The sequence below is a fragment of the Commensalibacter sp. M0268 genome (genome assembly GCF_016101925.1).
In the GTDB taxonomy this organism is placed as follows: Bacteria; Pseudomonadota; Alphaproteobacteria; order Acetobacterales; family Acetobacteraceae; genus Commensalibacter; species Commensalibacter melissae.
The window spans coordinates 554755-568849 of record NZ_JACFPQ010000001.1 but is presented as its reverse complement, the minus strand read 5'-3'; the positions used below and the strand labels follow the sequence as shown (position 1 = coordinate 568849).

The window sequence follows — 14095 nt, the reverse complement described above, 5'->3', positions numbered from 1 at the left end:
GTAAGCACAGTCATTATGACATTCAGATTGGTTTTCTTTTATTTATAAAGGTCAATAAATAAAAATATATTTAATAAATATGTTTTTATTTCATTAGGTTTTAATCAAAAAAAGCACTTTATTTTTTTAGTGCTTTTTTAAAAATTATTTCAATCTATAGCTCACACCATAATCGCATCAAATTATGATAAACATTTGTCAACTCTAAAATCTGAGGATCATTATCATCCATTCTGGTTCTTAACTTAATAATCGACATATCCAGATCAAATAAAACCCGCCTCTTGTCAGAATCTCGAATCATTGACTGGGTCCAGAAAAAAGATGCCCAACGACTGCCACGCGTTATTTTGCTGACAGAATGCAAGCTGTAGGTTGGGTAAACAATCATGTCGCCAGCAGGAAGCTTGATTGATTGCGCACCACTTGGATCATGCATGATCAGCTCTCCACCATCATAATCCTCAGGATTATTTAAAAACAAAGTCGAGGATACATCCGTTCTGATACGCATATTGGCTTCATGAATTGGACGTAACGCATTATCCACATGATCAGGGAACTCCATGCCTTCATCATAACGGTTGAATAAAGGCGGGCAAACCCGATAAGGAACAACTGCTGAATTGAAAATCGGATTACGTCCTAGAGCTTTCAATATAATTTCTCCCAATTCTTTACTTTCGGATGATTTCTGGTCAATTTGTATATTACGCTTGACCTGGGCAGATTGTTCACCTGCCGTTACCTTACCATCTACAAAAGGTGCCCGTCTATAAACAGACTGAACGTAAGCCAACTCTTCTTTATTTAAAACTTGAGGAATATGAATGATCATCAAACTAACCTAATTATATTTTGAAGTTATTCTAACATGTTCAAACTGAACATGAATGCTCTACCATTAGATGGTGTCACACGATTACTGAATAAAGAGTCATAGTTCAAACGGTTGGTCAGATTGTAAATATTGAACGACACTTTCCAATGATCGTCGAATTTATGAGAAAGCATGGCATCAATCGTTACATTTGATGGTACTTTTGCATTGTTTCTGTTATTCAAATAAACTGGTCCACGCCATGTTACACCTCCACCAATCAACAGGTTGTATGGTGTATTGGGCATTATATTATACGTTGTCCATAAATTTCCCTGATGAGAGGGAACATAGAACATGCGATTTCCCTTGACATTAGGCGTTAAAGAACCTGTAACTTTACTATGATATGCAGCAAAGGCACCATAAACGCTCCAATTATTCGTAATATTACCGGATATACCCAATTCAATTCCCTGATTGTAACCTTTGTCACCCGTACTTGTCACCGCTCCTGACAATGGATCACTAACCATCTGGTTGCTTTTTTCAAGATGGAACAAAGATGCTGTCAGTCCCAGCCGCTGATTCAAAAGACTCCATTTTCCACCCAGTTCATATAAATGGCTTTTTTCCGGTTTCATTCCGTTTTGACCATCCTTCATCGGTGCATACGAATTTGTCAAATACATACCCAATGGCGTTGTAGAGGATGACCATGTGAAATAGTAGGCCTGATTTTCATCAGGATTGAAGAGCAAACTTACTGTCGGATTGAACACATTATCGTTCGTCGACATACGGTGCGTTGTAAAGGATTTGCCCCCTTGGGTATTATAAAACGCTTCCCAGTTGTCATAACGGAAACCACCCTTAATTGACCAGGCTTTGGTGAACCATATCTGGTCATACAAGAAAACACCAACATCACGGGAATGCCCATATCTACGGGATGGATCCCCTACTTTACTGTTGGGATCACCAGGCATGATATGTATTGGATAATCAATCGCATCCGTTGGATGAACAAGATTGTTGTTTGGCAGGGATGCGGAAAATTGCCCGTAATGACGGCTTTCATGAGCATAGGCAATATCAACACCAGCCGTTAATTGATGTTTGATAAAACTTGTATTGAAATTGGCAATTGTTGATAAAACGTTTTGGAACGACCAAGTGCTCTGTTCATATGGACTTGGACCTGCCGTTTGAATAATAGCATCCTGAGGACGACCATCAAAATATGGGTCACTACAATTTGCTGGCGTACATTTAGGTCGTGTAACAGAAAACTGACGTTGATAATTACCATATCGAGTATCGTTATGGATAACAATATCAGGAGTGATGTTATAGGTTAAGCGTCCCGTAACCTGGTTATCCTGGGTTTGGTCCTTATCCATTTTGTTACCATACCAATTTCCCCTTCTTATTCCATATTCGGTCGCAGGTCTACCAATTGTATGACCAGGTTTTGTAATTACAGGAACACCATAATCGGGAATGCGATCATCCTGTTGATGTACAAATTGCAAAACATAACTTAAATCTGTTCCCAGACCAAAAGCTATGGATGGCGCCAGACCCCAACGATGGGAATATAAATTATCTCTTCCCACAACATTATTGCTGTTGGCCATACCTTCCATACGAACAGCAATATTATCATTAATCTGCTTGTTCAAATCAAAAGTGCCACGGTAATAATCACCGTTTCCACCAGTAAATTCAGCTTTATATTGATCTTTCAAAATTGGTTTTTTTGTTACAACATTAATGGCACCACCCGTAGTTCCATTCCCAAATACAGATGAAGATGGCCCCTTAATAACCACAACATTTTCATAATTGAAACTGTCACGGCTATAGACACCGAAATCTCTCAGGCCATCTTCATAAATATCATTCTGGGCCTGAAAACCGCGGATGAGAAACTGATTTCCGGACATGCCGCCACGTCCTTCCCCAACGGAAGAGGTTACCCCCGGTACATTTTTTAATGCTTCATCAAGAGATTTGACATTTTGCTCTTCCATAATTTTGGCCGGAACAAGATTGATATTCTGAGGGGTATGCATGATATCCTGTGGCATCAAACTGACACCTGTATTCTGCGTCAGAATATTATCATTCTTTTTTCCACGAACAAGAATATGCTCATTCGTTGTTGACTGGTTATCTGTTGTTTGATCTTTTGTTATTTGTTGATTTACTTTATTTGCTGATGATGCAACAGCATTGTTCGATTTTTCTGCATTTGCAGATTTGGTGATGGCGGTATTCCCTAATAATCCGACCATTACTGCCAATGATACAGGTTGAAGCGTCCTTTTTATTCCTGACAATTTAAAAATCCATCCAATAAAATACTGATAATGATAATTAATAACATGAGATATTGAGAATCATTATCAGTATACAGATACAATTGCAACTGGCGGAAATCAAATAAATCATGATGGTTTGCAAATGAATAAATGGACAACAAAAATTGTAAAATTGTTTTTTACATATTTTTAAAGAGTTATAATAAATTTCATCCGTTTGAGATTGACTGAATTTTAATTCAAATTTTCAAAATATGTGATAATAATACAATAGGTATAAAAAATAAATGTTTTATAAATATGACAAATTATTGGTTAATTAAATCGGAACCTTCTGCTTTTTCATGGCAGGAACAATTGAGAAACAAAATCGAACCCTGGACAGGGGTGAGAAATCATCAGGCAAAAAAAAATCTACAACTAATGAAAAAAAATGATCTGGCTTTTTTCTACCATTCCAATGAAGGTAAGGAAATTGTTGGTATTGTCAGAATTGATAAAGAGGCCTATCCCGATCCGACCGATACAGAACACAGATGGTTTTGTGTTAATGTAGAGACAATATGTTCGGTACCTGTACCCATTACCCTAAAAAAAATCAAATCCATTCCTGAACTGGAAGATATAGCACTTATTAAACAATCCAGATTGTCAGTAATGCCAATCAGTTCAGAACATTGGCAAATTTTATGTGATCTTGGAGATGTGAAATTATAAGTAAATTCATTTTCCTTGCTAAAATTTAATAAACACTTGGACAAGTTATGAAAAACAACAATAAACAAATTCCCGATCATATTCATCTTTACCAGCATGACATACCTTCCGGGCTAGATCTTGGAAAAATAGTCGCAATTGACACTGAGACCATGGGATTAAATCATGATCGAGACCGGCTTTGTTTGATTCAGTTAAGCAAAGGGGATGGACAGGTTCATATTGTCCAGTTTGTACCCGAACGGCTTGGTGGTAAAGGGTTCAATTCCTGCCCCAATCTAAAAAAATTACTTACTGATCCCTCCATTGCAAAATTAATGCACTTTGCCCGATTTGATGTCGGGATATTACAAAAAACCTTTCAAATAAGTATGAAATCCGTAATTTGTACAAAAATTGCAGCTAAATTGGTCAGAACATTTACGGATAAACACGGACTGGCTGTTCTATGCAGAGAATTACTTGATATTGAATTAAGTAAACAGCAACAAACTTCAGATTGGGGTTCACCAACCCTGAGCATTGAACAATTGACCTATGCAGCTGCAGATGTTCTTTATCTTCACCAATTGTGGGAAATCTTGAAAGTTTTATTAATCAGGGAAAATCGTTTGGAAATTGCAGAAGCCTGTTTTTCATTTTTACCAACAAGAGCCACCCTGGATCAGCTCGGATATCTAGATCCTGATATATTCGATCATCGCGGTTAAGAATTTAACAGTTTCATTTCATTTTGAAACTCTATATATATTATTATATCTGTTTTAATAATAATTAAATTTAATCAAGTGCATTGAAATGACCAAAATTGCCTCATCAGAGATTGATACAGCTCTTGAAGCTCTATCTATAGAATCTAATGGCATCCTGGATTTGATTAATGCACTTCGAGACAAAACCGAACTTACTCAATCTTTCTTGGAAACCGCCAATCTCATATCTGAAATTAATGGTCGGGTGGTATTAACCGGAATTGGCAAATCTGGGCATATTGCAAAAAAAATTCAATCAACACTGGCCTCCACTGGTACACCATCTCTCTTTGTTCATCCTTCTGAGGCTTCCCATGGAGATCTGGGAATGATTCAAAAAGATGACATCATTCTGGCTGTATCCGCTTCTGGTGAAACCCAGGAATTATTCAATATAATTATTCATTCAAAACGATTCAGCATCCCATTGATTAGCATAACAACCAATCCACAATCGACCTTGGCAAAAAATTCCAGCATAATTCTCTCACTTCCCCATTCAAGGGAGGCATGCCCACTGGGTTTGGCACCAACGACCAGCACGTTAATGCAACTGGCAATAGGAGATGCCCTGGCAATAACATTATTGAAAATGAGGCACTTCACCGCATCAGATTTCGGTATTTATCATCCCGGTGGTAGATTGGGCAGCAGACTTAAGATTGTTGAAGATTTAATGCACACAGACAAGGATATCCCCTTGGGGCATTCAAGGATGCCTATCACCGATGCAATCATGGAAATGACTCAAAAAGCCCTGGGTTGCATTGGTATTATTTCTGAAAATGGGAGGTTGATCGGGCTGATAACAGATGGCGATCTAAGGCGAGCATTCAACAAGGATATAAGAAAATTGACAACTCAAGAAATCATGAATCCCTCGCCTCTTACCATTAAATCCGATATGCTGGCTGCTGAAGCGCTGAAACTCATGAATAATGATAATCATCCCATTACCTGTTTATTTGTCGTGGATTCCAGAAATCATCCAATAGGGGTTTTGCACATTCATGACCTTTTACGAGCGGGCATTGCATGAATATGTCAACAAACAGTCAACCGAATGAAGAATCTAGTTCAAAAAACAAAATTGAAAGAACCGATTTTCAGGACAAGGAAAAATATTTAAGTCATAGATCACAAAATATCATTGAAAGACGGCATATTCCTAAACCCGCAGAAATGGAACGCCGGAACACCATTATGAAGTGGGTTAAATGGGGCCTACCAATTACAGCCCTTGTTTTGTTAAGTTCCATTGCTGTCTGGCCGGAGATTGATCGGGCTTTGCATACCAACAAGGAAGTGATGAAACAGCTTTCCCGTATCAAGATTGAAAGTGGAACCATGATCGATGCTACTTTTCATGGCTTGGATACACATAATCGACCCTATACCATAACATCTGAGAAAGTTGTTCAGAAATCTAACAATAGCAATCTTATCCATCTAGGCAATCCAAAAGCTGATATTTTATTGCAGGACAATGTTTGGATGATGGTCACGGCGGACAAGGGAAATTATACACAGCATGAACAGGATTTAGGATTGATTAAACATGTTGTTTTATACCGAAATGATGGAGTTTTCATGTATAGCGATATGGCAGACGTTGCTTTAAAGTCCTCTGTTGTGACTGGCAACAACTGGATTCATGCTGAAGGACCCTTTGGCATCTTGGATGCCCAAACCTATTTCCTTGACTTGCATGCCGGAATTGCCCAATTTAAGGGACCAGGCCGATTGGTCTTGAATGATGATAAAAAAAATAATTCCTCCAATCCTACTCAAGCTAAATCATCGGAATAAAATTGATGAATAAACGCAATTTATTACCTTTTGCCATTTCAAGTATCTTTTATGGTTTTTTCAACATCCATACTGTCCATGGTCAAAGTATAGATCTATCACATGGTGGACAGATTACGGTTACAGCTCTTGGAGGATTTGACTGGGATCAAAACGCCAAAAAAGTGACCGCCTATAATCAAGCCAAGGCAGTTCGTGAAAATGTAACGGTCACAGCAGACAGACTTATCGCCTATTATCGAAAAAAAGCTGGTGATACAGAATCAAAGTCCTCTCAAAACCCCAATCCTCAACAAAAAAGCGGTGATATAACTCAAAGCGATTCAGGTTCAAATGAAATATATCGTCTGTACGCTTATGGTCATGTTCATATTTATACGAATACCGATCAGGCCTGGGGAGATAAAGCAGTTTATGATATTGATCAGGCAACCCTGGTTTTAACGGGTAAACATATGAAATTAACCACCCCTCAAAATGTCATGACCGCAAAAGATGCCATGGAATATCACTCCCAAACCAGAATGTCAGTTGGTCGGGGTGATGCAACCGTAATTAATATCAAAGATGGTCGACAAATCAATGCGGATGTACTGGTTGGCTATAGCAGCCCTGATGATCAAAAAAAACCTGAACAAAAAAATAACGTGACTGACAATAAAAAATCTGATGACCTTACCAAATCCGGAAAGTTGGAAAAAGTCAACGCATTTGGTAACGTTGTCGTGCGAACCCAATCTGAAACTGTTCGTGGAGACCGCGGTGTTTATGTTCCCAATACAGGAATCGCCCGCATCGTGGGCAATGTTCATATCACAAGAGGCCAAAACCAGCTAAATGGTCATGCTGCCATTATCAACATGCATACCGGTATTGCTCACATGACAGAAATGCCTGGTCAAAGAGTCCAGGGACTGGTCGTTCCAAACCAAGCAAATCAAAATAATCAACCAAGCGATAAAAAATAGTTTTTAATTTTTATAAGTGAGTTTCAAATTCCATGCATGAAACCGAATCTGCTTCCAATAATACATCATCAACCAAAAATTTACCTGATAATGAAGGGCTATTTGCAGACAACATAGGAAAAACCTATAAAAAACGACAGGTTGTCAAAAACGTGTCATTACGCGTTCATCGAGGAGAAGCTGTCGGTCTTTTGGGTCCAAATGGTGCGGGCAAGACTACAAGTTTTTATATGATTGTTGGGTTAGTTCAGCCAGATACAGGATCAATTCGCCTTGATAACACAGATATTACGAAACTGCCAATGTATCGGCGAGCAAGACTTGGCATTGGTTATCTGCCTCAAGAGGCAAGTATATTTAGAGGGTTGAATGTAGAACAAAATATTATGGCAGTTCTGGAAGTTGTTGAATCCAATGCCGATAAAAGACATGAAACGCTTGATGGATTATTGGCGGAATTCGGAATTTCACATTTACGACATTCCCCCTCCCTTTCCCTATCTGGTGGAGAAAGACGCCGTTTGGAAATAGCCCGAGCGCTTGCCAGCGATCCGAATTACATTCTTCTGGATGAGCCATTAGCTGGAATTGATCCAATTGCTGTCGGAGAAATTCGTGATCTTGTTTCCCATCTCAAGGATCGTGAAATTGGTGTGTTAATTACGGATCATAATGTAAGAGAAACCCTGGAAATTATTGATAGGGCATATATCATGAACAGTGGCCAGCTTCTTATGGAAGGACGTCCTGAAGAAGTGGTCGCTCATGAAGATGTACGTAGAGTTTATTTGGGGGAAAAATTCACATTATAATTCACCTTAACGGTTAAAAGTTAACTATAGATCTTACCGTTAATCAAAATAATAGAACAATTACCCCCCACGCGTTGATAAAGCTTTAATTTTGAAAAATTAGATACTAGAATAGTAAGGAATATAACTAAGGGAGAACCGTAATGGATATTTCCATCTTTGGTAATAAAATTGATATTCCTGATTGGTTTAGAAACAAGATTAATCAAAATCTTCAAGAAATCACGCAAAAATATTTTAAAAATATCGTTGATTGTTCAGTAACATTTAACAAATCCCCATCCGATTATCATTGTCAGATACATATCCATGCTTCTCGATCCCTTTCATTACGTGGAGAGGCAAATGCAGATAATGTACAAGAATCTTTTAATATTGCCCTTGAACATTTACATAACAGACTAAAAAAATATAAGGGAAGGTTGATTACAAAAAGAGATCATGCCCCTCCCGCTCATGAATTATTCGAAGGTAACCAATATATTATTGATAATGATATCCCCTTGGAAACATCGGTGGAATCTCAAAAAGATGCAAAAATCATTGATAAAAAAACGACTCATATAGACACATTATCGCTTCAAGATGCCATCATGGTTCTAGATTTATCAGAAAGACCGGTATTGATGTTTAAAAATCTGGATAATAACCGTATCAATGTCATATATAAGCAAAATGAAGATAGGATAATTCTACTGGATTCCGGAATGATATCTTGAACAAAAAACAGGGAGTTATCCCTGTTTTTTATATTGAATATTATCTTGTTATTATCAATTAATGAACCATGATAGGCATCATTTCCTGCTGCAAGATCGCAGCATATGCTGTCTTGGCATTATCTGTCACTGCCATAGGTGTCCCATCAGCCGCATGAATGGCAAATGCCTGTTCACCATTGATCGTGATTTCCTTTACGTAAGCCAGTTGGGACACACCCAAGGCTTTTAGCTGATTGTCTGTTAAATGACGAACATCAACAACGTCACTACCTTCCTTGGTCGCAATTAATTTAGATTTTTCTTTAATGTCGAAATCTTTCATAATTGATCAAGACCTCCTTTAAAAACAGATGGCAAGATAATCCTGCATCTTTCAATATAATATCATTCTTTTTCTGTAAGTTGCAAACTTCGTATCGCACCAGAGCGACAGGCATCTGATGTGCCAACTTTCTGTGACATAACTTTATTATATGATTTACGCCTTGCATTGGAATTTTGCACTATTTCAATATGGCGAATTCTTGTCTCCGGTTTGGGACGGATAATATCAATATGAAGCAACCCATTATCCAGCCATGCTCGTTCAACCTTGATACCCTCAGCCAAAATAAAAGCTCTTTGAAATTGCCTTGCCGCAATTCCTCGATAAAGAAATACACGCTCTTCATTATCTTCAAGCTGCCTGCCACGAATGACCAGCTGATTATCTTCCTGCGTTATTTGCAAATCTTCCATCATGAAACCAGCTACAGCCAAGGTAATCCGTAAACTGGAAGATCCAATTTGTTCTATATTATAGGGCGGATAACCATCAGAAGTCGATTTTGCCGCTCGTTCTAAAATCTGTTCCAAATGATCAAAGCCCAGGAACATAGGCGATGTAAAAAGCCTTCCTGACATGAAAGCCCCCTCCTTTAATATATTGAAGCGAGACATATAACTAGGCCCAAAATGGCACCTATCTATTTTATTATATGGAATAATCGCCAAGGACTACAAGTATTATATCTTTTAAAATTAGATTTCGCACCATAACAAAATATTGTATTAATATATTAAATCTTTATATAGACAATGATAGAATAATTTAAACTATGGCACAAATTTAGAAAATGAATGACGATATTGAAACAAGACCTGTTTTACTTGCAACCAACCCTTTTTTACGTAAAAAAACCAAAATCGTTGAAAAAGAGGATTTGAAAGACGTAAAAGGACTTTTACCCATGATGTTTGAAACCATGTACAAGGCAGGTGGTATCGGTTTGGCTGCTCCTCAGGTTGGAATTGGGCTGAGATTTTTCGTTATTGATCTCATGCAGAATAATCAGTCAGAAAAAATTGTCATTATAAATCCTGAAATTATTGAGAAATCAGAAGAATTGGAAAGTTATAAAGAAGGTTGCCTGTCTTTTCCAGATCAATATTCCGATGTAATTCGCCCTGAAAAAATTAAAATCAGCTATATGGATATCAATGGAAGTCGCCAAGAAATGGAGGCTGATGGATTGCTTGCACGTTGTATTCAACATGAAACAGATCATCTTGATGGAATATTGTTTGTGGATCATATTTCAAGCCTTAAACGTAACATTATTATGCGTAAAATTATCAAAGAGCAAAAAAGACACCGCTAATTATATATACGAGAAGCTAGGATGCGTATTGTCTTCATGGGAACACCGGATTTTGCTGTTCCCGCTTTACAGGCACTTTATCAAGCCGGACATGAAATTGTTGCCGTATATTGTCAACCTCCCCGCCCTGCTGGCAGGGGGAGGAAAATGACCCCCTGTGCCGTGCAAAATATTGCCGAGCAATTGCATATTCCCGTCTTTTCACCAATCAAATTAAAAAACCAGCCAAGAGAATTTGAACAGTTCACTTCTTTTAATCCTGATATAGCCATAGTTGCAGCTTACGGACTTATTCTACCTGAGGAAATACTTACACTACCTAAATTAGGCTGTATCAATATCCATGCAAGTCTTCTTCCACGCTGGCGAGGAGCCTCGCCCATTCAGACGGCAATCTGGTCAGGTGACCAAAAATCAGGTGTCAGCATAATGCAGATGGACAAAGGGCTTGACACAGGAGCCGTTTATATTGAAAAGTCTATTCCAATTACAAAAAAAACGACAACTCAAATTCTTCACGATCAACTTGCGCAATTAGGGGGTGAACTCATACTTGAAACCCTTTCACAATTGACAGAAAATCCAAATTCAAAACCCGCTCCACAATTATCAGGGCTCGCAACCTACGCTAGGCAATTGACAAAAGAGGATGGCAAAATTGATTGGAATCAATCAGCTGAATCTATTGATCGACAAATTCGTGCCTTGACACCCTGGCCTGGGACATTCTGCTTTCTAGAAGGAAAATTACTTAAGATTCTTAAAGCTGAGCTCAGCTCTCAATCAAGCATGGCAGAATCTGGAACAATTATACATCCTGATTTTTATGTGGCATGTGGTGAAAATCAGGTCCTTAAAATTCTGGAATTACAATTGGCTGGAAAGAAAAAAATGCCAATCAATGAATTTCTCAAAGGTTATCATCTCAAATTGAATACAAAACTTGTCTAATGAATTCCACCATACAAAGATGGGCCGTCAAAATCGAATATGATGGTACAGGTCTTGTTGGATGGCAACGGCAGGATAACGGCCTTTCTGTACAGCAAATATTAGAAGAGGCTGCCTGCAAACTATGCAACGGTCAGTTTAAAATAGCCAGCATTACAGCCGGTCGGACAGATGCGGGTGTTCATGCCTTGGGACAAGTGGCCCATCTTGATTTTCCGGCACATATACCCTTAACAGCAAAAAAAATTCGCGATGGCTTAAATTACTATATGAAACCTCATGCCGTTACAATCTTGCAATCAGGGCTGGTTGATGCAGAGTGGAATGCACGTTTTTCTGCAATAAAACGAAAATATATTTATGTTATCCTCAACCGTCAGAGCCGTCCTGCTTTGGATATTAATCATGTATGGCATGTACGAAAGAAATTAAATGTCGATGCTATGAACGAAGCTGCTCAAACCTTATTGGGAAGCCATGATTTTACATCATTCAGAGCTGCTGCATGTCAGGCAAAGTCACCAATCCGTATTTTGGACAAATTTAACGTTTATCAAATTGATGATAAAATTTATTTTGAAACACAGGCCCGTTCATTTTTACATCATCAAGTACGTAATATGGTAGGAACCCTTAAAATGATTGGAGACGGATATTGGCCAATAAAACAGGCCTATGCAATTTTACAGGGTAGAGATAGAAAATTGGCAGGAATCAAAGCTCCTGCAACAGGTTTGTTCCTCAAGGAAATAACCTATCCAGATGACCCTTTTCAGTGAACAGCTGACAATTCATGTGATAATCTGACAAGTGTATCACTGTTACAAATTGACAAAATAAACAACAATATTACTTCTGAAAAAAACAAACTGATAACAACGATTAGAGATTGTTTATTGTTAATCTGTAATCCCACTTTAATCGTCATCCATGATATCCAGATCATGTAAGCCAGATATAAAATCATTAAAACCGCCATAAAGCCCAATATAATTGATGGCGTAAAACCAGGTAACGATACAATCATCATACCTATAATCAAATCTAAAATTGGCATCCATTGACACCAACAATAACTTGAAACTGTTCTTTTCCAAAATCTTTCCTTATGCCAAAGAACAGAAAAAGAATGAATCAAAATCGGTATAAGTAATACTGTACATAATTTATATAAAAATAATGATATGGTAAAAATAAATAAATATGCTTTTTTTGCCTGAACAACACTTAATATATTAAAACCATCAATGACCACTAATAATGCTATCCACGGTGCCAGAGCACTTAACACTCCATCTGTTGAAGAGGGAAACAAATTTATCCCTTCTTCCTTACCACCACCCAGAGCAAGCATTCCCTTGAAAATATCTTTGAGCTTTGAATCAGAAGATTTTTTTTGATTATTTGAATTAAGTGTCATAGGAAATAATTTTTCAAAAACTGTGTGTAAATTGAACTTAATTTTTTTAAATCTTCAGTAGTTACAGATTCATTCGCTTTATGCATAGTTTGCCCGACAAGACCAAATTCAGCAACATTACAATAATTTGAAATAAACCGAGCATCGGAGGTTCCCCCCCCTGTATCCAGACGTGGTTTGACAGATGATATTTCTTCAATTGCCAAACGAATTGCCTGCACTTCATTTCCTGGTTCAGTCAAAAAAGCCTCACCAGATACAACTATATCTATTTGACAATGTTCTGCAACACGTCTGGCTTGAGTTTCAATCCAGCCTATTAAAGAATTCCCATTATGTAAATGATTAAAACGAATATTTAACCGCGCCGTCGCAGTGGCAGGGATTAAATTTGTCGTTTTATTCCCTACATCAATAGATGTCACTTGAACAGATGAAGGCTGAAACCATTTATTCCCCTTATCCAAAGGTAATGTTGTTAAAGAGGATAATATTTCCATCAATTTATGAATTGGATTATCTGCAAGATGAGGATAGGCGACATGTCCTTGGATACCTTCAACAGTAATAACCGCATTCAAACTACCCCGACGCCCAACTTTAATTACATCACCCAACTCCTGTGCTGATGTTGGTTCACCCACCAGACAAAAATCAGGAATATGTTTTTTTTCCTTCATCCACTCAAGCACTTTAACAGTACCATTAACACCGGGCCCTTCTTCATCTCCAGTAATCAAAAAACTTAATGACCCAGTAAAATTAGCTTGAAGAGATAGAAAATTCTCAACAGCTGTCACAAATGCAGCAATGCCACCTTTCATATCACAGGCACCACGTCCGTAAATGATATTATCTTCAATAACGCCTTGAAAAGGATTATGTTGCCAATAATTATTCCCCGCAGGAACAACATCTGTATGACCAGCAAAACATAAATGTGGCTTTCCTGTCCCGTAACGCGCAAAAAAATTCAAAACGTTGTCATTACCTTCACCATAAGGCAAATCATATATTTCAAAACCGATCTTTTTCAGTCTTGTTTTTAAAATATCCTGCGCTCCAAGATCTTGTGGTGTAACTGACGGACAACGAATCAGATCTTGCAATAGCTTCACGGGATCGTGCATATTAAATGGAACCAATCTTTTTCAGTA

At 37.9% G+C, this 14095-nt stretch carries 16 protein-coding genes; 10 read left to right on the top strand and 6 right to left on the bottom strand.

Going from position 1 to position 14095, the window contains the following annotated elements; genetic code table 11:
• Positions 1-154: 154 nt before the first annotated feature.
• Positions 155-838, bottom strand: a complete 684-nt coding sequence (locus H3R28_RS02560) for a Fe2+-dependent dioxygenase (protein ID WP_110438124.1) — start codon at positions 836-838, stop codon at positions 155-157.
• 26 nt (positions 839-864) lie between these two features.
• Positions 865-3165, bottom strand: coding sequence for a TonB-dependent siderophore receptor (locus H3R28_RS02555; protein ID WP_230873062.1), 2301 nt, complete (start codon positions 3163-3165; stop codon positions 865-867).
• Positions 3166-3447: 282 nt separating this feature from the next.
• Between H3R28_RS02555 and H3R28_RS02550 the strand changes: the two genes are divergently transcribed.
• The 7 genes from H3R28_RS02550 to hpf all read left to right on the top strand — a co-directional run bounded on the left by H3R28_RS02550 (position 3448) and on the right by hpf (position 8924).
• A complete protein-coding gene (locus tag H3R28_RS02550) occupies positions 3448-3864 on the top strand; it encodes an EVE domain-containing protein (RefSeq protein ID WP_198208961.1) in 417 nt (138 codons plus the stop codon).
• A gap of 47 nt (positions 3865-3911) precedes the next feature.
• Complete coding sequence (locus H3R28_RS02545; RefSeq protein ID WP_155566906.1) at positions 3912-4574, top strand: ribonuclease D; 663 nt, start codon at positions 3912-3914, stop codon at positions 4572-4574.
• Positions 4575-4662: 88 nt separating this feature from the next.
• A complete protein-coding gene (locus H3R28_RS02540) occupies positions 4663-5655 on the top strand; it encodes an SIS domain-containing protein (RefSeq protein ID WP_198208963.1) in 993 nt (330 codons plus the stop codon).
• Positions 5652-6425, top strand: a complete 774-nt coding sequence (lptC, locus tag H3R28_RS02535) for an LPS export ABC transporter periplasmic protein LptC (RefSeq protein WP_232347468.1) — start codon at positions 5652-5654, stop codon at positions 6423-6425. The genes H3R28_RS02540 and lptC overlap by 4 nt, the downstream gene beginning before the upstream one ends.
• A 5-nt stretch (positions 6426-6430) precedes the next feature.
• The gene (locus H3R28_RS02530) at positions 6431-7393 is read left to right on the top strand and encodes an LptA/OstA family protein (protein WP_198208965.1); all 963 of its coding nucleotides are present in this window, start codon (positions 6431-6433) and stop codon (positions 7391-7393) included.
• Between the two features lie 32 nt (positions 7394-7425).
• Positions 7426-8205, top strand: a complete 780-nt coding sequence (lptB, locus tag H3R28_RS02525; RefSeq protein ID WP_232351174.1) for an LPS export ABC transporter ATP-binding protein — start codon at positions 7426-7428, stop codon at positions 8203-8205.
• A gap of 143 nt (positions 8206-8348) precedes the next feature.
• Positions 8349-8924, top strand: a complete 576-nt coding sequence (hpf, locus tag H3R28_RS02520; RefSeq protein ID WP_110438131.1) for a ribosome hibernation-promoting factor, HPF/YfiA family — start codon at positions 8349-8351, stop codon at positions 8922-8924.
• Between the two features lie 58 nt (positions 8925-8982).
• Here the strand turns inward: hpf and H3R28_RS02515 are convergent, their stop codons facing one another.
• Both H3R28_RS02515 and H3R28_RS02510 read right to left on the bottom strand, forming a co-directional pair.
• Positions 8983-9249 carry a DUF1150 family protein gene (locus H3R28_RS02515; protein WP_110438132.1) on the bottom strand — a complete coding sequence of 89 codons (267 nt, stop codon included), beginning with the start codon at positions 9247-9249 and terminating at the stop codon, positions 8983-8985.
• A 62-nt stretch (positions 9250-9311) separates the two neighbouring features.
• On the bottom strand, positions 9312-9830 hold the full coding sequence (locus H3R28_RS02510) for an Hsp20 family protein (protein WP_198208967.1): 519 nt from the start codon (positions 9828-9830) through the stop codon (positions 9312-9314).
• Between the two features lie 212 nt (positions 9831-10042).
• Here H3R28_RS02510 and def point away from each other — a divergent pair, with 212 nt between their 5' ends.
• Genes def through truA form a run of 3 tightly spaced genes read left to right on the top strand, consistent with a single transcriptional unit; the run spans position 10043 to position 12297 of the window.
• Entirely contained in the window at positions 10043-10567 is a 525-nt protein-coding gene (gene def / locus H3R28_RS02505) for a peptide deformylase (RefSeq protein ID WP_198208969.1), read from the top strand.
• Between the two features lie 21 nt (positions 10568-10588).
• Positions 10589-11518 carry a methionyl-tRNA formyltransferase gene (gene fmt / locus H3R28_RS02500; protein WP_198208971.1) on the top strand — a complete coding sequence of 310 codons (930 nt, stop codon included), beginning with the start codon at positions 10589-10591 and terminating at the stop codon, positions 11516-11518.
• The gene (truA, locus tag H3R28_RS02495) at positions 11518-12297 is read left to right on the top strand and encodes a tRNA pseudouridine(38-40) synthase TruA (RefSeq protein ID WP_198208973.1); all 780 of its coding nucleotides are present in this window, start codon (positions 11518-11520) and stop codon (positions 12295-12297) included. Before fmt ends, truA begins: the two co-directional genes overlap by 1 nt.
• Here truA and H3R28_RS02490 read toward each other — a convergent pair.
• Positions 12291-12938 (bottom strand): hypothetical protein, encoded by a 648-nt coding sequence (locus H3R28_RS02490; RefSeq protein WP_155580516.1) that lies wholly within the window; start codon positions 12936-12938, stop codon positions 12291-12293. The two genes, truA and H3R28_RS02490, sit on opposite strands and share 7 nt — an antisense overlap.
• Entirely contained in the window at positions 12935-14068 is a 1134-nt protein-coding gene (dapE, locus tag H3R28_RS02485; protein ID WP_198208984.1) for a succinyl-diaminopimelate desuccinylase, read from the bottom strand. Before dapE ends, H3R28_RS02490 begins: the two co-directional genes overlap by 4 nt.
• Between the last annotated feature and the right edge of the window lie 27 nt (positions 14069-14095).